Source organism: Nonomuraea sp. NPDC051941, from assembly GCF_044593615.1.
The window spans coordinates 63,689-84,798 of sequence record NZ_JBIUCF010000028.1; the positions used below are offsets into that span (position 1 = coordinate 63,689).

The 21,110-nt window shown below is 69.6% G+C and carries 21 protein-coding genes; 10 read left to right on the forward strand and 11 right to left on the reverse strand.

The genetic code is table 11. From position 1 onward, the window contains the following. Positions 1-39 precede the first annotated feature (39 nt). The 5 genes from ACIHFD_RS38395 to ACIHFD_RS38415 all read right to left on the reverse strand — a co-directional run bounded on the left by ACIHFD_RS38395 (position 40) and on the right by ACIHFD_RS38415 (position 3,572). Entirely contained in the window at positions 40-576 is a 537-nt protein-coding gene (locus tag ACIHFD_RS38395; protein WP_397371163.1) for a TetR/AcrR family transcriptional regulator, read from the reverse strand. A 25-nt stretch (positions 577-601) separates the two neighbouring features. Further along, on the reverse strand, positions 602-1,075 hold the full coding sequence (locus ACIHFD_RS38400) for a nuclear transport factor 2 family protein (protein ID WP_397371164.1): 474 nt from the start codon (positions 1,073-1,075) through the stop codon (positions 602-604). Between the two features lie 364 nt (positions 1,076-1,439). Then, positions 1,440-2,363, reverse strand: a complete 924-nt coding sequence (locus ACIHFD_RS38405) for a hypothetical protein (RefSeq protein WP_397371165.1) — start codon at positions 2,361-2,363, stop codon at positions 1,440-1,442. An 11-nt stretch (positions 2,364-2,374) separates the two neighbouring features. Beyond that, on the reverse strand, positions 2,375-2,830 hold the full coding sequence (locus ACIHFD_RS38410) for an RNA polymerase sigma factor (RefSeq protein WP_397371235.1): 456 nt from the start codon (positions 2,828-2,830) through the stop codon (positions 2,375-2,377). Between the two features lie 133 nt (positions 2,831-2,963). Continuing rightward, positions 2,964-3,572, reverse strand: a complete 609-nt coding sequence (locus tag ACIHFD_RS38415) for a TetR/AcrR family transcriptional regulator (RefSeq protein ID WP_397371166.1) — start codon at positions 3,570-3,572, stop codon at positions 2,964-2,966. Between the two features lie 64 nt (positions 3,573-3,636). On the opposite strand from ACIHFD_RS38415, the gene ACIHFD_RS38420 reads away from it, so the two are divergent. Next, entirely contained in the window at positions 3,637-4,644 is a 1,008-nt protein-coding gene (locus tag ACIHFD_RS38420) for an ATP-binding cassette domain-containing protein (RefSeq protein ID WP_397371167.1), read from the forward strand. After that, on the forward strand, positions 4,641-5,489 hold the full coding sequence (locus ACIHFD_RS38425; RefSeq protein ID WP_397371168.1) for an ABC transporter permease: 849 nt from the start codon (positions 4,641-4,643) through the stop codon (positions 5,487-5,489). Before ACIHFD_RS38420 ends, ACIHFD_RS38425 begins: the two co-directional genes overlap by 4 nt. Before the next feature lie 16 nt (positions 5,490-5,505). Here ACIHFD_RS38425 and ACIHFD_RS38430 read toward each other — a convergent pair whose 3' ends face one another. Next, complete coding sequence (locus tag ACIHFD_RS38430; protein ID WP_397371169.1) at positions 5,506-8,325, reverse strand: BTAD domain-containing putative transcriptional regulator; 2,820 nt, start codon at positions 8,323-8,325, stop codon at positions 5,506-5,508. Positions 8,326-8,774: 449 nt separating this feature from the next. Next, the gene (locus ACIHFD_RS38435) at positions 8,775-9,458 is read right to left on the reverse strand and encodes a TetR/AcrR family transcriptional regulator C-terminal domain-containing protein (protein ID WP_397371170.1); all 684 of its coding nucleotides are present in this window, start codon (positions 9,456-9,458) and stop codon (positions 8,775-8,777) included. Positions 9,459-9,569: 111 nt separating this feature from the next. Here ACIHFD_RS38435 and ACIHFD_RS38440 point away from each other — a divergent pair, with 111 nt between their 5' ends. The 5 genes from ACIHFD_RS38440 to ACIHFD_RS38460 are packed head-to-tail and all read left to right on the forward strand — an operon-like array spanning position 9,570 to position 13,784. Next, entirely contained in the window at positions 9,570-10,721 is a 1,152-nt protein-coding gene (locus ACIHFD_RS38440) for an FAD-dependent oxidoreductase (protein WP_397371171.1), read from the forward strand. A gap of 55 nt (positions 10,722-10,776) precedes the next feature. Then, complete coding sequence (locus ACIHFD_RS38445) at positions 10,777-11,490, forward strand: helix-turn-helix domain-containing protein (RefSeq protein WP_397371172.1); 714 nt, start codon at positions 10,777-10,779, stop codon at positions 11,488-11,490. A gap of 54 nt (positions 11,491-11,544) precedes the next feature. Next, entirely contained in the window at positions 11,545-11,877 is a 333-nt protein-coding gene (locus tag ACIHFD_RS38450; RefSeq protein ID WP_397371173.1) for a YciI family protein, read from the forward strand. Between the two features lie 36 nt (positions 11,878-11,913). Continuing rightward, positions 11,914-12,744: a helix-turn-helix transcriptional regulator gene (locus ACIHFD_RS38455; RefSeq protein ID WP_397371174.1), complete on the forward strand. Its 831-nt coding sequence runs from the start codon at positions 11,914-11,916 to the stop codon at positions 12,742-12,744. Between the two features lie 44 nt (positions 12,745-12,788). Further along, positions 12,789-13,784, forward strand: coding sequence for a zinc-binding alcohol dehydrogenase family protein (locus ACIHFD_RS38460; RefSeq protein ID WP_397371175.1), 996 nt, complete (start codon positions 12,789-12,791; stop codon positions 13,782-13,784). Positions 13,785-13,941: 157 nt separating this feature from the next. Here ACIHFD_RS38460 and ACIHFD_RS38465 read toward each other — a convergent pair whose 3' ends face one another. Continuing rightward, a complete protein-coding gene (locus ACIHFD_RS38465) occupies positions 13,942-14,553 on the reverse strand; it encodes an NAD(P)-dependent oxidoreductase (RefSeq protein ID WP_397371176.1) in 612 nt (203 codons plus the stop codon). A 100-nt stretch (positions 14,554-14,653) separates the two neighbouring features. On the opposite strand from ACIHFD_RS38465, the gene ACIHFD_RS38470 reads away from it, so the two are divergent. Together ACIHFD_RS38470 and ACIHFD_RS38475 are read left to right on the forward strand one after the other, a co-directional pair. Further along, positions 14,654-14,947, forward strand: coding sequence for a putative quinol monooxygenase (locus tag ACIHFD_RS38470; RefSeq protein ID WP_397371177.1), 294 nt, complete (start codon positions 14,654-14,656; stop codon positions 14,945-14,947). Positions 14,948-15,009: 62 nt separating this feature from the next. Further along, entirely contained in the window at positions 15,010-15,642 is a 633-nt protein-coding gene (locus ACIHFD_RS38475; protein WP_397371178.1) for a TetR/AcrR family transcriptional regulator, read from the forward strand. 445 nt (positions 15,643-16,087) lie between these two features. On the opposite strand, the gene ACIHFD_RS38480 is transcribed toward ACIHFD_RS38475, so the two are convergent. Genes ACIHFD_RS38480 through ACIHFD_RS38490 form a run of 3 tightly spaced genes read right to left on the reverse strand, consistent with a single transcriptional unit; the run spans position 16,088 to position 19,642 of the window. After that, a complete protein-coding gene (locus ACIHFD_RS38480) occupies positions 16,088-16,999 on the reverse strand; it encodes a carbohydrate ABC transporter permease (RefSeq protein ID WP_397371179.1) in 912 nt (303 codons plus the stop codon). Further along, positions 16,996-17,967 carry an ABC transporter permease subunit gene (locus tag ACIHFD_RS38485; protein ID WP_350731385.1) on the reverse strand — a complete coding sequence of 324 codons (972 nt, stop codon included), beginning with the start codon at positions 17,965-17,967 and terminating at the stop codon, positions 16,996-16,998. Before ACIHFD_RS38485 ends, ACIHFD_RS38480 begins: the two co-directional genes overlap by 4 nt. 37 nt (positions 17,968-18,004) lie before the next feature. Beyond that, positions 18,005-19,642, reverse strand: coding sequence for an extracellular solute-binding protein (locus ACIHFD_RS38490; RefSeq protein WP_397371180.1), 1,638 nt, complete (start codon positions 19,640-19,642; stop codon positions 18,005-18,007). 210 nt (positions 19,643-19,852) lie between these two features. Here ACIHFD_RS38490 and ACIHFD_RS38495 point away from each other — a divergent pair, with 210 nt between their 5' ends. Beyond that, positions 19,853-21,052, forward strand: coding sequence for an ROK family protein (locus ACIHFD_RS38495; RefSeq protein WP_397371181.1), 1,200 nt, complete (start codon positions 19,853-19,855; stop codon positions 21,050-21,052). Positions 21,053-21,110: the final 58 nt, after the last annotated feature.

The following is a 21,110-nucleotide window of genomic DNA, read 5'->3' on the forward strand; positions in this document are numbered from 1 at the left end:
ATCCACTCAGTCGGCGCGGGCGTGTCCCCCGGTGCCGGGTCATCGAGCGGCGAGGACCTGCGCCCACGGCTCGTCGATGTCGGCCAGACCCAGCACGGCGACCACGTTGTCGAGCATTCCGGCGCCGAACCAGTGCCGCACGGCGTCGTCGTCGCCCAGCAACTGCCGAACGGTGTCAACCTGCTTGGCGTAGCACCGGCGCACGGCCTGCCCTACCAGCGGCTCGCCGGCGGCACAGTTCGCGTGCATGAGGAAACGCAGGATGGTCCGGTCCGAGACGAGCGCGGCATAGGCGCCGCGCGCCGCATCCAACGCCGCCTCGGCACCACCCGACGCCGACGAGTGCGCGACCAGCGTTTCGTTCATCACGACGGACACGTGGTCGACCGCCGCCGCGAACAGCGCTTCCTTGTTCGGGTACAGGCGATAGAGATACGGCTGAGAGATGCCGACCCGGTCGGCTATCTCGTGCGTCGTCGTACCGTAGAAGCCCTTCTGGGCGAAGCGATCGATCGCGGCGGCCATGATGGCCAGACGTCGTTCGTCGCTCTTGGTGCTGGTGCCGGTGGCGGGCATGGGCATCAGTTAAACATGGCTCTTCTCAGCCTCCAAAAGTCACGCTGAGGTCAGGGTCGGACGGCACGTCGTGGGGTGTGAGTGCCTCGATCGCTACCAGCGGGTTCCAGTAGTCCAGGTAGTGGGTGATGAGCGCGTCGTCATCGGTCCGGACGACGGAGATGCACGTCTGCTCGTACGGCTTGCCGGTCGGCCGTGCCGTGCCCGTCGAGCGGAACTCGGCGATCACGAGACTCGGATCGACCGTCTCGTGGAACACCAGGTCGACGAACTCGACGTCGAAGGTCTCGGGAAAGCTGCTCATGTGCGCGAACAGTGCGTCCCGCCCCGTTACCCGCCGGGGCACGCCGACCGGCGCGAACGGGAACTCGAGCACCGCGTCCGGGGCGAACAGCGTCACCCATTCGTCCGTGCGTCCTGCGGCGGTAAGGCGCAGGTGCTCGGCCACGGTGTGCTGGGCAGCGGCGCGGCGGTTGGCGTCGTCTTTCTCGGCTGTCATATCGACTCCTAGGTTAGTGATTGACCTATAACCTACCAGGACGCAGCAGTAGTGTCGGAGCCCTGGTGCCTGGCATCACGAGAGTTTCGACCCAAGGTCTTGGAGGCCCAGGGACGAATAGGTCCCCCCGATAGAACGGTGGTGAGAGTGCACTACTGGCAACAGTTCGAGCTCCGCGACGAGAAAACGAGTCGAACGCCCGGACCGCGTTCGACGAGTCCGTGCCGCACCGCATGCGGTGGCCGGCGCTCGGTGCGATCGGGGTGTCCTCGTCGGAGACGAGGACGCCTGGCTGACGCGGGCAGCTTCTCGGGGAGAGCTGACCGGCCCCCGTCACGAAGTCCGATCGACCTCGATCCAGGTTCTAGGGGCGGGCCCGGTCCAGGTCGAACGCCACGCCGGCCAGGCGGATCGTGCGCACCTTCGGGTCCTTGATCAGCTCCCGCAGCTCGCGGACCGAGCTGAGCTGGTCCACATAGCCGTAGGCGAGCCCGGCCGAGGCCGCCTTGCGCAGCCGGTCCAGGGACAGGTCGAAGGAGCGCAGGTTGGCGTTGTCGTGGTCACGCAGCAGGCCGGTCCATTTGCGGAACTGCGGCAGGCCGCCGCCGCACGCGTCATCGGTCATGTCGCCGCCCTTGCCGAGCTCCATCCCGTCGGCCCAGTAGTCGAAGCCCCAGGTGATCGGGAGGGAGCCGGGTCTGCGCTCGTACGCGACCCGTTCGGCGCAGGTGCCGTACTGCTTCACGAACGCCTTCAGCTCGGCCTCGCCGAGCGGCTGCTCGAACTCCACCACCGCCAGCGCGCTGAGGTCGGCGGGCAACCGGGCGAGCACCGCGCGCACCTCGTCTTTGGTCGTCAGCGTGGTGCCGAGGTCGAACAGGGACTGGGAAAGCCTGGTGTTGGCGGTGTGGCCCAGCGGCAGGCGGCCCACGCGGCCGAAGAAGTCCTGGCTGAGCGTGTACGACTCGCTCCCGACCGGCCAGGCACCGACCGGCCCCAGGGGACGCGCGGCCACCTCGAACGACATCGACACGGGCGTGGTCTGGCAGCAGGAGCCGATCGTCACTGCATAGGCCGGGTTGTAGATCTGGAAGGCGGTGCCGAGCACGGCCTGCATGCGCTGTTCCCGGTCGCCGCGGGTCTGCACCAGGGACGAGCCCTCGGTCGCGGCCACTGCGAGCAGCGCCAGCACGGCCAGGACGATGGCGACCGTCCGGAACAGCCCCCGCCGGACCGCGCGCCGGGTGCGCTTGGGGTCGAAGTCCGGCAGGTCTGGCATCTCAGGCATCTCAGGCATGTTCATGGGTTCTCCTGGTAAAGGTCGGCGAAGGCGGCCCTCGCCCGCCACACCGCGGTCTTGATCGAGTTGTGCGACCTGCCGGTCATCGCGGCGACTTCCACCATCGAGAAGCCTTCGAAGTAGACCAGTTTGAGCAGCCGGCACTGCTGCTCGGGCAGCCGCTCGAGCGCGTCGCGCACGTCGAGCGATTCCACGTGCAGTGGAGGTACGCCCAGTTCGTCGGGGTTGGGGAGGGCCAGCTCGCGGCGGCTCCTGCGGACGTGATCCAGCAGGGTGTTGCGCGCGATCGTGAGGAGCCAGGCTGCCGCGTTCTCCCCGCGCCAGCCGAGCAGTGCCCTGGTCGCCTTGATGAACGTCTCCTGCGCCAGGTCCTCGGCGAGATGCGGATCGCGGGTCCTGCGCAGGAGGAACCCGCACACGAGCGGCCAGTGCTCGCGGTACAGCTCCTCGATGATGTCGCCCCCCGAACGGTTTCGATTGTCACGTCACATGCAGACGCGACCGGGGCGGGAATGGTCACACGGTTTGCCAGCCGGAGTCCGGTGCTACGACCCATCCGCCGTACGGAACCGACCCACCGCACCCGTCCTAGCGGCTCGCAGGCGGCCGGACGCAGAGGCGCAGCGTGCTTTCCAGGCAGAGAGCCGCCGCCTCATCGGCGGTGAGGCGGCCGTCGGCGAGTTCTGCCGCGGCGGCGTGCTGGAGTCCGATGACGGCGGCGGCGAGCCAGGCGGCCGGGGGTGACGGGTCGAGGTCGCCCGTGTCCTGGCCTCGCCGGATGAGCCGTTCGAGGCGCGGTGGCACGACGTCGTGGGGGTCGTTGCTCTTGGGCCGATGGACCGAGGTCGTGGTGGGGTCGAGCAGGAGGGGGTAGCGGCTCAGGAACCGCCAGCCGGCGTCGAGGAACTGCGCCAGCGCGTCGGCGGGCGGCGCGGTCTCGAGGCCGGCGGCGTCGAGCAGGGCGGAGTATTCGGCGGCCGCCGTCTCGATGAGGGCGTCGATGAGGGCGTCGCGCGAGGGGAAGTGCGCGTAGACGGTCTGGCGGCTGACGTTCGCCGCGGTGGCGATCTCTTCCATGCTGGCGTCGGGTCGCTCGCCGAGCGCGACGCGGGCCGCGTTGAGGATCGCGTCGATGCTGCGCCGGGCGTCGGACCGGCGACGGCGGGCGGGCCTGGCGGGGTCGAGTGTGTCGGCCATCGCAGCGATGATATCGGCTCGGAATAACCTTGACAATCTGTAAGAGATAAATAAGTCTTACGGCATGTCAAAGAACAGCACGGTTGGGGACGGGCCGGCGATCGAGGCGTACGGCCTGGTCAAGGTCTACGGCGAGAACCGGGCACTGGACGGGATCGACCTCACGGTCCGGCGCGGTCAGGTGTTCGGGTTCCTGGGCCCCAACGGGGCGGGCAAGACCACCACGATCCGCATCCTGGCCACCTTGACCCGGCCCGACGGCGGCACCGCCCGCGTCCTCGGCCACGACGTGATCGGCGAACGGGACGCGATCCGCGCCCGGGTGGCCGTGACCGGCCAGTTCGCCGCCCTGGACGAGGACCTGACCGGCTACGAGAACCTGACCGTCCTCGCCCGCCTCCACGGCCTGCCCCGCGCCGCCGGCAAGCAGCGAGCCGACGACCTGCTGGCCGCCTTCGACCTGACCGGCGCGGCCGGCCGCCCGGTGGGCGGATACTCCGGCGGGACGCGCCGCCGGCTGGACATCGCGGCCAGCCTGATCGTGACCCCCGACCTGCTGTTCCTCGACGAGCCGACCACCGGGCTCGACCCGCGCAGCCGTACCCAGGTCTGGGAGCTGGTCCGCCAGATCGCCGCGGCCGGCACCACGGTGCTGCTCACCACCCAATACCTCGAGGAGGCCGACCAGCTCGCCGAGCAGATCGTGGTCATCGACCGCGGCCGGATCGTGGCCGAAGGCACCAGCGCCCAGCTCAAATCCCGGGTCGGCTCGGGCACCCTGCGCGTCCGGCTCCTCGACGGGGAGCAGCGTCCGCGAGCGCGGCAGATCCTGGCCGCCGCCCTGAACGGGACGGTCCGTCTGGCCGCCGACCCGCTCTCCCTGTCCATGCTGCTCGCCACCCCGGCCGACGCGACGGACGTGAGCCGGCTGGTCGGGCAGGCCATGACCCGGCTCGCCGACGCCCGGGTGGGCGTCGCCGAGGTCGCTCTCGGACAGCCCAGCCTGGACGAGGCCTTCCTCGCCCTGACCGGCCATACGGCCACCACCGACCACCAGGACGTGAACGCATGAGCACCCCGGCCGCCGTCACGCGCCCCGCCGCGGCGCAGACCTCCCCGATCGACATCCTGCTCGCCACCGGCCGGCAACACCGCCGCGCCGGGGCGCTGGCCGCCTCCGCGACCTTCGGCCGGCGAGCCATGCTCAAGATCAAGCACGACCCCAAACAGCTCGTGGACTCGATCGCCATTCCGATCCTGTTCACCGTGCTGTTCACCTACCTGTTCGGCGGCGCCGTCAGCGGCTCGACCGGCGACTACCTCACCTTCCTCCTGCCCGGCACGCTGAGCATGAGCATCGCCATCGTCACCATGTACGGCGGTGCCCGGCTCGCCAAGGACGTGACCACCGGAGCCTTCGACCGCTTCCGTTCGCTGTCCGTCTGGCGCGGCGCCTTCGTGCTCGGCGGCCTGCTCAGCGATGCCGCCCGCTACCTGTTCGCCTCCGGCATCGTGGTGGTCCTCGGGCTGATCATGGGCTACCGGCCGGAAGGTGGCGCACCTGGAGTGATCGCCGCCGTAGCCCTGATCGTCGCCTTCGGGCTCTCCCTGTCCTTGCTGTGGGCCACGGTCGCCCTGCTCGTGCCCGATCCGGCCGTCGTCATCAGCATCGCCAACGTCGTGCTGATGCCACTGTCGTTCGCCAGCAACATCTTCGTCCAGCCCGGCACCATGCCCGGCTGGCTCCAGGCCTTCGTCGAGGTCAACCCGCTCAGCCACGTCGCCGCCGCGGCCAGGGGCCTGATGAACAACGCCGCCGGCACCGGCGGATCTCTCGTCTGGTCGCTCATCGCGACGGTTGCCATCGCCGCGGTGTGCGCGCCGCTCGCCCTCCACCTCTACAACAAGCGGGGCTGACGCGCTGGGCGCGTGGTCAGGGGCCGCCGCGGCAGGAGCGCCTGACGCCTCTCTCGGCGCCCACCAGGTCGGGCATGTCGAGGCAGAGGAGCTTGTAGCGGATCTCGTCGGCCGTCGACGGATCGACGACCTCGTCGACCAGGTCCAGGGCATGTTGCCAGGAGTCCCGGGCCGCGTCATGGTCGCCGGCCTCGCGGTGGCTGTCGCCGAGGTGGCGCAGGGTGCCGATCTCGTTGTAGCGGTCGCCGACGTCCCGGTAGAGGGTCAGGGCGTGCCGGTAGTAGACGATGGCCCGGTCGTAGTCGCCCATCCGGTGCAGGGCGTAGCCGAGGCCGTCCAGGACACCCGCGTCGCCGTAGCGGTTGCTCAGGCCGTTCAGCTTGATCAAGGCGTCCTGGAGGTACGTGGCGGCCCGGCAGTCCTGGTCCAGCCTGATGTGGGTCCAGGCGAGCGCGTGCAGCATGCTGGCCTCGCCGGCGGGGTTGCCGGTGGCCGCGTACAGGGCGAGCGCCCGTTCGGCCTGCTGGATCGACTCCTCGTACCGGCCGACCTGGTCGAGCAGCCACGCGTGGCTGCGGTGGGCGGTGGCCAGCCCGGCCAGGTCGCCCAGCTCCTCGTGCAGCTCCAGCGAACGCCGGATGCCGGGCCAGGCCACGTGATAGTCCCCGAGGCGCGCGGAGGCGCGGGCCAGCGCCCGATGCAGGTGCGCCTGCGCGGCCCGGTGCCCCAGCCTCTGGGCGGCGGCGAGTCCATGGCGCTGTACGGTCGCGCAGTCGCGCCAGTGGCCCTGCTGGTCGAGGAAGCGCTCCAGCGCCCAGGCCAGTTGCCAGCTGTGCGTGTCGAACCCGCCCTGGGCCGCCAGCTCCACCACGGACATCAGCACGGGGTGCTCGGCCGTGAACCAGGCCAGCGCCTGCCGGTCGTCATCGAACTCCGGCACCGGCCGGCCCAGCTCCGGCCGTACCCAGAACGGCGCGAACTTCCTGCAGGCCCCGTGCGCCTGCTGCGTGTAGTGGTCGAGCAGCCGTCCCATGGCCGCGTCCCGATCGTCCTCGGAGTCCGCCACGAGCTCGGTCGCGTAGGCGCGCAGCAGATCGTGCGCGGCGTACCGGCCGGGGGCGTGCTCGGTGAGCAGGCTGGCCCTGGTCAGCTCGTTCAGCGCACGCCGTACGGGCTCACCCGCGAGGGCGGCGGCCGCCCCGGCACTGATATCAGGTCCCGGATGCAGCGCCAGCAGCCGGAACAGGCGGGCCGCCTCCGCGCTGAGCGACCGGTACGACCACGAGAACACCGCCCGCACGTCGACGGCCGGATCGCCGTCCGCGAAGGCGTCCAGCGTCGCGGGCGTCCCGCGCAGCTCGGCGGCGATCGCGGACAGCGGGAAGGCCGGGTTGGCGGCGGCGCGGGCGGCCACCACGGCCAGGGCCAGCGGCAGGCCGCCGCACCGTTCGACGATCTCGTCCACCGCCTCCGGCTCCCGCGCGAGGCGCTCCTCGCCGAGCCGCCGGGCCAGCGACTCCCGGGCGTCCCCGGCCGGGAACAGGTCCAGCGTCATCGGCAGCGCCCCCTCCGTCGCCAGCAGGCCCGGCAGCCGGTCCCTGCTGGTGATCAGCACCAGGCAGCCGGGGCTGCTGGGCAGCAGCGGGCGTACCTGCTCGGCGTCGCGGGCGTTGTCCAGCAGGATCAGCACCCGGCGCTTGGCCAGCAGGCTCCGGTACAGCCCGACCTGCACGTCCACCGCGACCGGGATCCGGTGCGGCGGCACGCCGAGCGCCTCCAGGAAACTCCTCAGGGCCTCGGCGGGGTCCATGGCGGAGCCCTGGCGGTCGAAGCCGCGCAGGTTCACGTACAGCTGGCCGTCCGGGAAACGGTGGGCCACCTGGTGCGCCCAGTGAACCGCCAGCGTCGTCTTGCCGACGCCCGCCATGCCGCCGATGGCACTGATCACGACCGTCCTCAGCGCGTCGCCGTCGAGCAGGGCGAGGGCCTTGGCCAGGTCGGCCCGCCTGCCCGCGAAGACGGCGAGATCGGCGGGCAGCTGCGCGGGCCGCACCACCGTGTGCGCCGTGTCCACCGTGTCCGTCGCGAGCCCGTCGGCGGGCTCGGTCAGTACGCGCTGCTGGGCGGCGCGCAACTCCTGGCCCGGTTCGACGCCCAGCTCCTCGGCGAGCTCGTCCCGGACCGCCTGCCAGGTGTCCAGCGCCTCGGCCTGGCGGCCGGTGGTGGCCAGGGCGAGCACCAACCTGGCCTGGAGCCGCTCGTCCAGCGGATGCCGGGTGGCCGCCGCCCTCAGCGCGGGCAGCAGCCCGACCATCCCGCCGTGCTCCAGCGCCACGTCGGCCGCCTCCAGCGCGACCATGATCCGCTCCTGCTCCAGAGCGGCGAACACCGGCAGGGACCGCACCTCGGCCGGAATGCCCGCCGCCACCTCCCCCTGCCATACGGCCAGCGCCTCCGCGTAGAGCTCCACCGCCTCCGCAGGGGCGGCCGAGCGGGCCTGTCCGGCCAGGTGGCGGAAGCGCAGCAGGTCGAGCGTGCCGGCATCGGCCTTCAGGCGGTAGCCGCCCGCGCCCCGGAGCAGCCAGCCGCCCTCCGCCCTGGGCGGAAGCCCCGGTTCCAGCAACCGGCGCAGGTTGCCCACGTACCTGTGGACGACGTTGATCGAGCTGGACGGCGGGTCCTGGCCCCAGAGGACGTCCACCATCTCGTCCAGGCTCACGGGCCGTCCCGCGTACGCCAGCAGGAGGGCGAGCAGGGCTCGTTGCTGCGGAGGACCGGAGTTCAGCTCGACGTCTCCTCGCCAGAGGCGCACAGGCCCCAGCACCGCGAACCGCATCCGTCGCATCCCCCTCCGCCGACACTGACATTTGGGAGTATTTTTAACCGGCCATGCAATCGGATTGCAGCGGGCTGAACGCCCCAAGGGCTCTCAAGGCTCATGTTTCGGCCGAGCCGGAGCTGGGGAATGGTTTGCGGGGTAATGTGGCTGTATGAGGGGTATGTCCGAATAGCCGGTTGGGGATGTGCGCTCCAGTCCCTCGACCGCTCCATCACATTCTCGAAAGGAGCGAATCATGATCTTCCCGAGTTACATGTCGGCTGCGAGGATCTTGCCCGTGGCCATGGAGCCCCCTGGGCCCAATCGGCTGGGGCCGAAGAAGAGGATCAACAGCGACAGCAGCAGCCGGTCCAGCCGCCGCCGCAGCCGCCGTCGCCGTTGAGCGAGGCGTAGTTCAGACCTGATAACGACCTGGCCGCAAGTGGCCAGGTCTTCGTCTTCCGCGGTCATTCACGGCGTTCGCGGTCCAGCTCGTTGAGGATCCCGGCCAGGCCCAGCTCGAAACGGCGGGTCAGGCCGGGGGCGCCGGTGAGCTCGTCCGCCACGGCCGTCACATGGGGATAGCGGTCGGCGGGCAGCTCGCGCAGGAAACGGGTGATCTGGGCGAGGCGGGCGGGATTGTCGGGGCCCTTGCCGAAGGCGATCTCCTGACCGGCGAAACCGGTGACGTAGAACAGCAACAGCAGGTAGCCGTAGCTCGACAGCCGGTTGTCGAACCCGGCCTGGCGCAGGACGCCGATGATGTGGTCGGCCAGCCGCAGCCCGTTCGGCCCGAAGGGCACCCTGCCCGGCAGGAGCCGGGTGGCCGCGGGGTGGGCGAGGAGGACCTGCCGGAGTTCGAGCCCGATGCCGGCCAGCCGCTCGGTCCAGGGGCCGTCGTCGTCGGCCGGCAGCCGGCACTTGCCCAGGACCACGTCGATCAGCAGGTCGAACAGCTCGTCCTTGCTGCGTACATGCCAGTAGAGCGACGGCGACTTGATGTCGAGCGCCACGGCGAGCTTGCGCATGCTGAACGCGTCGAAACCGTGTTCGTCCAGGAGGTCGAGGGCTGCCTGGGCGATCTGGGCGCGGTCCAGCCTCGGCTCGGCCTCCTCGATGCCGCCGGGAAAGCCGGGATCTTGACGTGCCATGCGCGAACTCCTCCGTCTGCTACGCACCAATCTAGCAGTGCAAGGCAGTCCCTAGCGGTGTTAGGGTTTCCCTCGCAGTGCTAGGGAAGGCCGACGAGAGGACTGCGGGACATGCATGTGATCGTCATCGGTGCGGGGCTGGGCGGGCTGTGCCTCGCACAGGGGCTCCGGCAGAAAAACATCAGCGTCGCCGTGTACGAGAGCGACGACGCCCTGACCTCGCGGCAGCAGGGCTACCGCATCCACATCGACGAGCACGGCGACGGGGCCCTGGCCGCGAACCTGCCCGAGCGGCTGCACCGGTTGTTCCGCGCCACCGCCGGACGGCCGCGTACCAGCACACCTGTCTTCGACCACTGTCTTGAGCGGCTCACGGTCCTGGAGCCGTCCGACGGCGGCGTGCACCTGGCGGTCGACCGGCTGACGCTGCGGCGGATCCTGCTCTCCGGCCTGACGGACACGGTCCGGTTCGGCAAGCGGCTCACGCACTACCGCACCGGCGCCGACGGCCGGGTCACCGCGTACTTCGCCGACGGCAGCACCGCGACCGGCGACGTGCTCGTGGCGGCGGACGGCGTCAACTCCCCGGTACGCAGGCAGTATCTGCCGCACGCGCGCGTGGTGGACACGGGCCTGCGGCAGCTGTACGGCAAGGTGCCACTCACGGCGCGGACCCGCGAGCTGTTCCTGGACGACATGTTCGCCGTGTTCACCCCGATCATCGGCCCGGACGGCAGCTTCGTCGGCGTCGCACCGGTGGAGTTCCCCGAGCCCGTGCCGGCCGGCTTAGGCGTCACCCAGGACTACATGACCTGCTCCTTCGGCGCCCGCCGCGAGCTCCTGCCGCCCGACGACGAACTACGCGCCATGCCGGGGACCGAACTGCGCGCCCTGACCCTGCGGGCGATCGAGGACTGGCACCCTCGGGTCCGGGCGATCATCGACCACTGGGACACCTCCACGGTCTTCGCCCTGGTGCTCCGTACCAGCGTGCCGATCGAGCCCTGGCCGGCCACCAACGTCACGCTGCTCGGGGACGCCATCCACGCGATGAGCCCCGCGGGCGGGATCGGCGCGAACACCGCCCTGCGCGACGCGAGCGCGCTCACCGCCGCCCTCGGCGCGGCCGCCGCGGGCCGGCCGCTCCTCCAGACGCTGGCCGAGTACGAGTCCGCGATGACCGCCTACGGCTTCGCCGCCGTACGCGCCTCCGCCGAGAACGGCCACCGCCTGCTCGGCCAGGACCCCCTCCCCGCCGCCTGAGTGGCGCGTTCTCCGGCGATCTGGCGAGAATGATGACCTGGCGCGGGGAGGTGCGATGGCGATGGAGAACGAGGACCGGACGTCGGACTCGCCCTACATCGAGCGGGTCTACCGCAGCGAGGGCGTCTCCACGGTCAAGCGGATGCACTCGGTCGCCAACTCCAACTGGGAGCTGGTGATCTGGGAGCACTGCGGGCGCGCGCACGTCGCGATCCGCGGGCCGGAGACCAGGCCGACCACGGTGGACATGAGCCCCGATGGGTCCGCGTTCGGGATCATCTTCGCCCACGGCGCGGCCATGCCGCACCTGCCCGTCCAGGGCCTGGTCGACTCCGCGGTGCTGTCCCCGCACGTGACCTCGGACACGTTCGTGCTGCAGGGGGAGGAGTGGGAGCTGCCGGGCTTCGACAACGCCGAGGTCTTCGTGGACCGGCTCGTGCGTTCCGGCATCCTGGTGCGCGACCCGCTGGTGACCGACGTCGTCGCGGGCGACGACGCCCCGCGGCTGAGCGCCCGCTCGGTGCAGCGCCGGGTGGTCGCCGCCACCGGGCTGACGCAGGGGGCGATCCGGCAGATCGAGCGCGCCAGGGAGGCGGCCATGCTCCTCGGCGAGGGCGTCGCGCCGCTGGACGTGGTGCACCGGCTCGGCTACTACGACCAGCCGCATCTTGCCCGCTCGCTCACCCGGTTCATGGGCCGTACGGCGACCGAGCTGCAGCATCCGGACCCGGACGAGCCCTTGTCGCTTCTGTACAAGTCCGGGCAGTGAATCCCTCATAGCGTGCAACCACCTACCCACCTCGGTTAGCACAGGAGCGGGACCATGCCCAAGTTCGCCCTCATCTACCAGTACGACCCCGCCGCGACGGGCCCGGCCGAAGGAGAGGTGCCGGACTGGTTCGCCTACGACAAGGAGGTGCGAGAGGCCGGCGTCCTCGCGTACGAGGCCGGCTTCCACGAGGCCAGCAGCGGCCGGACGGTGAGCGTGCGCGACGGCGCCACGGTCGTGGACGACGGGGTCGCGCCGACGTCCGGCGCCATCGTCGCCGGCCTGTACGTCGTCGACGTCACGGACATCAACGCCGCCACCTCGTGGGCGGAGAAGATCCCCACCGCCCGCTACGGCAGCGTGGACGTGCGCCCCGTCGTCGAGTAGGAGGGGTGGCGGGCTACGGTCGCCTATGGTGTGTTGGTGACTGCCAGCCAAGGCCGCCGTGACCAGCTCAAAGAGTTCCTGCGTGGCAAGCGGGAGGCTCTCACCCCCGCCGACGCCGGAATGCCCGCCGGAGGGCGCCGCCGCACTCCGGGACTGCGCCGGGAAGAGGTGGCGGTGCTCGCCGGGGTGGGAGTGTCCTGGTACACCTGGCTGGAGCAGGGACGCGACATCAAGGTCTCCGACGCCGTGCTGGACGCGGTCGCCCGCGCGCTCCAGCTTGACGAGGCGGAGCGGGCACACCTGTACGTGCTCGCCGGGCTGAACCCGCCCGACCCCACGGGCCGGCCGGGCGCGCCGGTGAGCGAGCAGCTGCGCGCGGTGCTGGACGCCTGGATGCCCAACCCGGCGCACGTGCTGGATCGGCACTACAACCTGGTGGCGATGAACGACGCGGCCAGGTGGGTGTTCGGATTCGACGGCGAGGTCCGCAACTGCATGGTGGCGTTCTTCACCCATCCGATCTACCGCGGCAGGTTCACCGCATGGCACGAGTTCGCCCCGGACATGGTGGCCGACTTCCGTGCCGGCGCGGCCCGCTATCACGACGATCCGCTCTTCGGGCAGATCGCCGAAGAGCTGTGCGGCGCCAGCGCGGAGTTCGCCGAGTTGTGGGCCCGGCCGGATGTCCGCTCCCGCTCCCAGGGGATCAAGGCGATCACGCACCCCGAAGCCGGGGACCTCGTCTTCGAGTACTCGCTGTTCCGGCTGCCGGATCGTACGGACCTCAACGTGGTGCTGCACACGCCGCATCCCGACACCGACACCAAGGCGAAGGTGGAGAGCCTGGTGGTGGCACACCCAGGATGAGCTGACACTGCCTTACCGAAAGCCGTCCCACCACGATGGACGGCATGAAGGCAATCACGATCCCCGAATTCGGCAGCGCGGACGTCCTCCGCCTCGACGAGGTCAAGCTCCCCGAGCCCGGGCCTGGGCAGGTCTCCATCGACGTGGCCTACGCGGGCGCGAACTTCGCCGAGATCCTCTACCGGCAGGGCGTGGTGGACGTACCGCTGCCCTTCGTACCCGGCATCGAGGTGTCCGGCCGCATCCGGGCACTCGGCCCCGGCGTCGAGGGCCTGCGCGTGGGCCAGTCGGTCGCCGCCCTGACGATCGTCGACAGCGGCGGCTACGCGGAGGCGGTGGTCACCTCCGCGGACCTGGTGGCCCCGTTGGACGGCCACGACCTGGGGCTGGGCATCGCGGCGGCGCTGCCCTCCAACAGCACCACCGCGTTCCTCGTGCTCGACCGGGTGGCCCGCATCGAACCCGGGGAAAGCGTGCTCGTGCACGCCGCCGCCGGAGGCGTGGGCAGCCAGCTCGGCCAGGCCGCCCGCTTGCTGGGCGCGGGCCGCGTGGTGGGCACCGTGGGCAGCCCCGCCAAGATCGAGACCGCCAAGGCGTTCGGCTACGACGAGGTCGTCCTGCGCGACCAGGTGGCCGAGGCCGGCCGGTTCGACGTCGTGGTGGACATGGTCGGCGGTCCGGCCCGGCGCGGCAGCCTGGACCTGCTCGCGCCGATGGGCCGGATGGTGGTGATGGGCAACGCCTCCGGCGCCGAGGACGTGGGGATCTCGGCCAACGAACTGTGGTTCACCAACAAGACGGTGTCCGGGTTCAACCTGGCGGCCTTCTCCGCCGCTTTCCCCGCGGAAGCGGGCCGGGCGCTGCGTCGGGCTGTGGCCGCGGCCGCCGGCGGGGAGCTTCGGGTGCAGGTCGAGTCGCTACGGCTGGATCAGGCCGCACAGGCCCACCGCCGCATCGAGTCGGGCCGCACCACCGGCAAGCTCGTACTCGAAGTCGAACGAATCCAGGAGTTGAGCGGAACTGACGAGGCAGTCGCCTGATCGGCCGGACAACTGGGCGTATTCGAGGGGTGAATCCTTTGAGGGCTGCCGCTGGACGTCTCCGCCTGGGCCGCACGATCGGACGGGTGCGTAAGGAACACCACGATCCGTTCGCCGCGCTCGTCGAGTGCACACTTGTGCGCCCTGGGGGTCTGTTTCAGGACGTGATGGCGACGCCTTGGCGTAGGTAGGTGTTGTCTTCGAGTTCGGACAGCATGAACTCGGCGATGTCCGCGCGGGACACCTTGGAGGTGAAAGTCAGCCGGAGGTCCGAACCGGTACGGTAGCGGCCGGTCCGCGGTCCGCTGGTCAGGATCGGCGCCCGGACCAGGGTCCACTCGGTCTCGCTGGGTCGTACCAGGGCTTCCATGTGTTCTTTGTCGCGTAGCACTGACCGTTCCAAGAGCCAGGAGACGGCGACGTAGAGGCTGCGGTGACGGCTTTCGGCGACGCCGTAGTTGCTGAGAATGAGGAGCCGACGCGGTCGGCCGGCGGCGATTGCCGACAGGATCGTGCGGGTTCCTTCGGTGCAGATCGCTGGTCCGCGTCGCTGCCTGCCGAGGGTGCTGACAACGGCGTGCGCATCCTCGATGGTCTGCGCGACGGGCGCGAAGTCGCGCACGTCACCGGTCACCACGCGGAGGCGTTCGTGCTGCGGGATCGTCGCCGGGCCCCTGCTCAGGGCGGTTACCTGATGTCCACGTTCGAGAGCCTGATCGAGGACAACGCGACCGGTACGACCGGTTGCGCCGAAGATGGCCAGATGCATGGTGCCGCCTCTCTGGGGTGGTACGCCACAATTATACGGGACACCCGTCCCGCTTAAGTGTTATCGTGCCGTGCAACGCCACGCAAAACGGAGGTCGAACATGTTGATCGTCGCAGGCAAGGGCTACGTCGATCCGCAGCACCGCGAAGCGTTGCTCGCGGGTTTGGAAGCGTCTCTGCGACAGGCACGAGCTGAACCGGGATGCCTGGACTACGTAGTAGCCGCCGATCCTGTCGAACCCGGCCGCGTCAACGTGTACGAGCGGTGGGAGTCCAAGGAACACCTCGCAGCCCACCTGGCAGCGATGGCCCGACCGGCGCAGCCCACCCCGGCCGTACTCAGCATGGAGATCACGCAGTACGAGATCGCCGCTTCCTTGCCCTTCCAGATTTAGCTGCGCTGCCCATCGACGGTGGGCGCCGTCGATGGGCAGCGCGGTGTCTATGATCGGCATCAATGGCACAGGAACGATACTCAGGCGAGCCAGGATCGGGCGCGACAGATGAGCAGGCCACGTTGAGCCCGGTCAGGCGCCAGCGTGCCGATGGTCGTCGCAACCAGGCGCGGCTTCTGGAGGCCGCCTTCGCCGCCTTCGCCGAACACGGCGCCGCCGTTTCCGTGCGTGAGATCGCACGGCGAGCGGGCGTTAGCACCGGCACCTTCAGCAGGCACTTCCCGACCAAAGACGCGCTGTTCAGGGCCGTCGTACTCAACCGCATCGGGCAACTCGTCCAGCGGGCCGACGAACTCGCCGCCGACAACGACCCGGCCACTGCGTTCTTCACCTTCTTCGCGGTCCTGGTGGAAGAAGGCGCAGCCGACCACTCAGTCGGCGACGCGCTCAGCAACGCAGGTTTCGACATCCAAGCCGCCGCATCGGCCGCGAGCCTGGACTTCGGGAATGCCCTGGGCGGTCTGCTCGCCAGGGCGCAAGAAGCCGGCGCGGTACGCCAGGACGTTGATGCCGCTGACGTCAAGGCGCTGGTCGTCGGCTGCCTGGCCCGTGAACGCGACGGCATCGACGACACTGCACGGCAGCGCATGATTTCGATCATCTGCGAAGGGCTCCGCGCCCACCCGCGACCCTAAAGGAACCAGCACAAACGTTGCCTTACCAGGGTTCCAGGAACGGGTGGCCGGCTATACCCCTGCGGTTTCGCCACGGCTACGCCGCAGACCTTCACCGTGGCCTCCCGACCGGCGACCTCAATACCGGCCCAGGAGTTCCCCGCCCCGCGATGAGGGGACGGGCGCGCACCGCGATCCAGCCCAGATCCACCGGATTTCGAGCTGGCGGGAAACTTAAGGGGCGTGACCGACTCCAGGGCCGGGTCATCCGGTGACGCCCTGCAATTCATGCGGGCCAATGCCCGGGAGAGCGCGAGAGGGCTGGGAAGTCCTCTCGCCGGGGCTCTTGGCGAAGCCGCGAGACCCCGATGGACGCGTCCGAGCGTTAGCGAGGGCCGCTCCCCCTTGGGAGGCGCTGGCTGGAATCCCAAGGCGCGCAGCGCCCCCTCGTGGAAGGCCTTGCTTGTCAGCCCTTGATGGCGCCCACGATCACGCCCTTGGTGAAGTGGCGTTGGACGAAGGGGTAGATGATCAAGGCGGGGATCACCGCGATGACCACGATGGCCATTTTGATGGCGAGTGTCGGCGGGGCGTCGCCGGTCACGCCTGCCGTGGCGCTGGGCAGCGGGTTGGAGTCCACCACGTACTGGCGCAGGATCAACGCCAGCGGCCACTTCCTGGTGTCGTCGATGTAGAGCATCGCGTTGAACCAGGCGTTCCAGTAGCCGACCGCGTAGAACATCGCCACCACGGCCGTGACCGCCTTCGACATGGGCAGGACGATGCGCCACAGGATGCGGAACTCGCCCGCCCCGTCGATGCGGGCGCTGTCCAGGACCTCTCCCGGGATGCTCATGAAGAACGAGCGCAGCACCACCACGTTGAACGCCGAGACGGCCGTCGGCAGGATCAGCGACCAGTAGCTGTCCTTCAGGCCCAGGCCGCTGACCATCAGGTAGACCGGGATGATGCCCGGGAAGAAGACGAACATCAGCAGCACGCTGAACAGCAGCGGGCGGTGGAGGAACGAGCCCGGGCGCGACAGCGAGTACGCGCCCAGGATGCTCACGCCGGCGCTGAGGAGCGTCCCGACCACCGTGACGCCCGTGCTGACCAGGACGGCCCTGCTGACGACCGTGTCGGAGAAGATCTGCTCGTACGCCTCGAACGTGATCCCTTCCGGCACCAGCACCAGCCCGCCCGTGCGGTTGACCGTGGCGGCCGAGCTGAGGCTGGTCAGGACGATGGTGTAGAGAGGGCCGAGCACCACCACGACGACCAGGGTGATCAGCGAGCCCTTGCCGAGCTGGCCGAACGGCGAAGGGCGTTCCTCCCACGGCGCGAGCCGGGAGGGCTTACGGGAGGTGAGTACGGTCATGATCGCGAATACACCCCTCGCTCGCCGAACGCGTGCGCGACCCGGTTGGCCGCCACGATGAGCAGCAGCCCGACCAGACCCTTGAACAGCCCGGCCGCCGCCCCGTACCCCAGGTCCCCGGTACGCAGGCCCGACCAGTACACGAACGTGTCGAAGACCTCGGACGCCGCGCTGCCGACGGCGCTGCGCTGCAGCATGAACTGCTCGAACCCGACGTTCAGCGCGTCCCCGAGCCGCAGGATCAGCAGGAGCACGATCACCGGACGCAACCCGGGCAGCGTGATGTGCCACATGCGACGCCAGCGGCGGGCCCCGTCCACGGCGGCGGCCTCGTACAGGTTGGGGTCGATGGTGCTGAGGGCGGCGAGGAAGATGATCGCCCCCCAGCCGGCGTCCTTCCAGACGGTCTGGGACGTGATCAGCAGGATGAACGTGTCCGAGTTCGTCATCCAGTCGACGCCTTCGTGGCCGCGCTCCCGCAGTATCTGGGCCAGCAGCCCCGCCCCGCCGAACATCTGCTGGAAGATGGCGATGACCAGCACCCAGGAGAAGAAGAACGGCATGTAGACCACGCCCTGCACGAACGCCCTCAGCCGGGCCGAGACGATGCTGTTGAGCAGCAGCGCCAGCATGATCGGCACGGGGAAGTAGAAGACGAGCTGGAAGGCCGTGATGGACAGGGTGTTCGCGATGGCGCGCAGGAACTGGGGGTCCTGGAGGAGCAGCCCGAAGTTGGTGAAGCCGATGATCGGGCTGCCGGCGATGCCGTCGGTGTACGGGTTGTAGTCCTGAAACGCGATGACGTTGCCGAGGGCCGGGATCCACCAGAAGGCGACGACGAGCAGGAGCATCGGCAGGTTCATCACGAGCAGCGGCCAGTCCCGGCGGAGCTTGGCCCTCCAGGTGAGCTCCTGCGGGGCGGCCTTGCTGGGCTGCGGAGCCGTCCGTCTGGCCGTGATCACACCCATGAACAGCCTCTTACCGTTGCGCGGGTTCTCACGGGTCTCACAGCCTGCCGTTCTCCCGCGCGACCTTCATGTAGAACTCCCGGGCCTCGTTCCCGCCCTGGTCCTGCCACTCCTTGACGACGCTCGACCACTCGGAGACCGGCCGCTTACCCCGGAAGATCTCCTGCATCTTGTCCTCGATGGGCGTGACGAGCCCGGCCATCTTCGACGGCGTCTCCACCCGGAGACCCACGAACGGGTCGTTGGACAGGAGCTTCGCGGCGTTCGACTCCCAGTCGTAGAGCGACTGCACGAGGTCCCTGTACTGGCTCGTCGCGTTGGCGTTGGGCCGCCCCGACAGGAACAGGTACGTGGGCGCGACCTCCTTGCGCCCGAGCGCCGTCGTCTTGATGACGCCGTTGTCGACCGTGTAGTGCTTGCCTTCGACGCCGTTGGAGACCAGTTCGTACTCCTGCGTCCCGAACGGCGCCGAGGTCCAGTTGGCCAGGGCGAGCAGCTCGCGCGTGCGCGCGTCCCCGAGGCCCTTCTTGATGAAGGCGAACATGCTGGCGGGCTCGTTGCGCCACACGATGGGGGTGCCGCCCGCGTGCTGCGGGTACGGATTGACGATCTCCATCTTGAACTTGGGGTTGTCCGGCAGGAAGCGGTCGAGGTTCTCGTGCCAGGCGCCGAGGCCGTCCCAGTAGATGATCATCTGGCCGCTGCCGAAGATGGCCTTGTTGTCGGCGTTCTTGTTGGCCACGACGTCCGGGTGGACGTACCCGTTCGAGAAGAGCTTCGCCATGAACTCGACGTGCGCGGCCCACTCGGCGGTCTCGTACTTGTACTCGAGGGTGCCGTCGCTCTTCTTGCGCCACTCGCGCGGAGCGCCGAAGGCGCGCTGGACCTCCTTGTCCATGCCGCCGAACGCCCAGCGCTTCTTCTTCGGGTCCGTGATCGCCTTGCCGAGCGTCAGCAGGTCGTCGGCGCTCTTGGGATGCTCCAGGCCAAGGTCCTTCAGAATGTCCCCGCGGACGAACGTGACCTGCGGGAACGGGTCGTTCTGCCAGGGGATGCCCTGGAGCATGCCGCCGAAGACGCTGTACTGCCAGGCCGCCGTGTCGTAGTTGGCCAGCAGAGGGAACTCCTTGGCCTTGTCGCCGGCCAGGTAAGGGCCCAGGTCGGCGAAGAGCTTGTTGGCCGCCTCGGTGAAGTGGGCGATCTTGATGAGCTCCCATTGGGGGACGCAGACCATCTCGGGCACGTCGCCGCTGGCCAGGACGGTGCTGAGCTTCTGCCCATACGTGTTGCCGTCCGAGATGTTGAAGCGCACGACGCCGCCGAGGCGCTCGGTCATGTAGTCGTAGTAGGAGTTGCTGCCCGGCCCGGGCGGCACGGTCCCCCACAGCGGCGTCATCGCGGTCACCTCTTTGCCGCTGGTCAGCGGCTTGGTGGTGACGGCCTGCACCATGTCGGCCGGGCGGGTCAGGAAACCGGGCGCGACGAACTCGTTGCCCGGCAGATCCGGTTTGAGCCCGGGGATCTCGAACGGCACCCGCGTGGGCACCAGGCTCTTGAGCTTGTCGGCCGCCACGGCCGTACCCTTGGACAGCTGCTTCTTCTCGGCGCAGCCGGCCACCAGAACGCTCGCACCGACCAGGCCGAGGAATCCGCGGCGGGACGTGTTGGTTGCCATGGCCCGCTCCCTTCTCCAAGTGGGGATGGCCTTATGAAAATTAGTTGGTATTACGACCAAACAAATTAGTAGACTGTGACCGTGGCCACAAGGGATCGCGACGTCACAGGTTGGTGCCGATGAGAAGCTGCGCGGCATCGACTCCTGTTGGTGAAGGGAGCCCGGGATGCGGCATGCTGGGGTCATCTCTTGGCGGGAACGGGGCTGATTTTGATCACTTCTACGACCGGCCCTCAGCCGGCCGACTTCGCCGACGTACGGGCCACCAACCTCGCGGTCGTGCTGCGGTTCGTCCGGGAGCACGCGCCCTGCTCGCGGGCCGACATCGCGGCCTCCACCGGGCTCAACAAGGCGACGGTCTCCAGTCTCGTCGCGGACCTCATCGACCGGCGGCTGGTCCGTGAGACGGGGCTGACGGAGAACCGGGTCGGGCGGCCGGCCACGATGCTGGTGCTGGACGGCTCGCCGTACGCCGCCATCGGGGTCGAGATCAACGTCGACTACGTGTCCGCCGTGGCCGTCGACCTGGCGGGGGAGCGGCTGCTGACGTGGCGGCGCTCGTTCGGCGGCGGCGAGTCCGTCAACCAAGGGGTGGCGGGTGTCGGCGCGATCATCCGGCGGGTGGTCAACCGCATGGCCAGGGAGGAGCGCCAGGTCCTGGGCCTGGCCGTGGCCGTGCCGGGGCTGGTCGACGTGCAGGGCACCGTACGCATCGCGCCCAACCTCGGCTGGCGCGACGCCGACATCGGCGGCGACCTGACCAAGGCGCTGCGCGACCCCGGCTTCCCGATCCAGGTCGACAACGACGCCAACCTCGCCGCCCTGGCCGAGCAGCGCTTCGGCGCGCACGCGGGGGCCTCCGACCTCGTCTACCTCACCGGCGAGATCGGCGTCGGTGCGGGGATCATCCTCGACGGGCGGCTGCGCCGCGGCCGCCTCGGCTACAGCGGCGAGATCGGCCACGTCCAGCTCGATCCCGACGGTCCCGAGTGCCACTGCGGGCGGCGCGGCTGCCTGGAGGTCATGGCCGGGATCGGCGCCGTGCTGGGCAAGGACCCCTCTCCCGCCGAGATCCAGGTGGAGATCGAGGAGTCCGTACGCCTCGCCCGCGCCGGCGACCCGGCCACCCTGGCCACGCTGGAGTCGGTGGGCCGGAGCCTGGGCAGGGGCGTGTCGATCCTGGCGAACCTGCTCAATCCCGAGGTGGTGATCCTCGGCGGCTACTACGTCCCGCTGGCGCCGTGGCTGCTGCCCGCCGTCCAGGACGAGATGGACGACCGCGTGATCGCCTCCGGGTCGGGCGGTTGCCAGGTCGTCGCCTCGACGCTGGGCCACGACGCGGCCGCGCTGGGCGGTGCCGCGAGGGTGCTCGACTCCATCGATTCGGGGAGATTGCCCCGAGTCCCTTGACCTCGGTCACCGGGGAGTGCACTCTTCAGTCAACCCACCGAAATGTCCGTGTAACTTC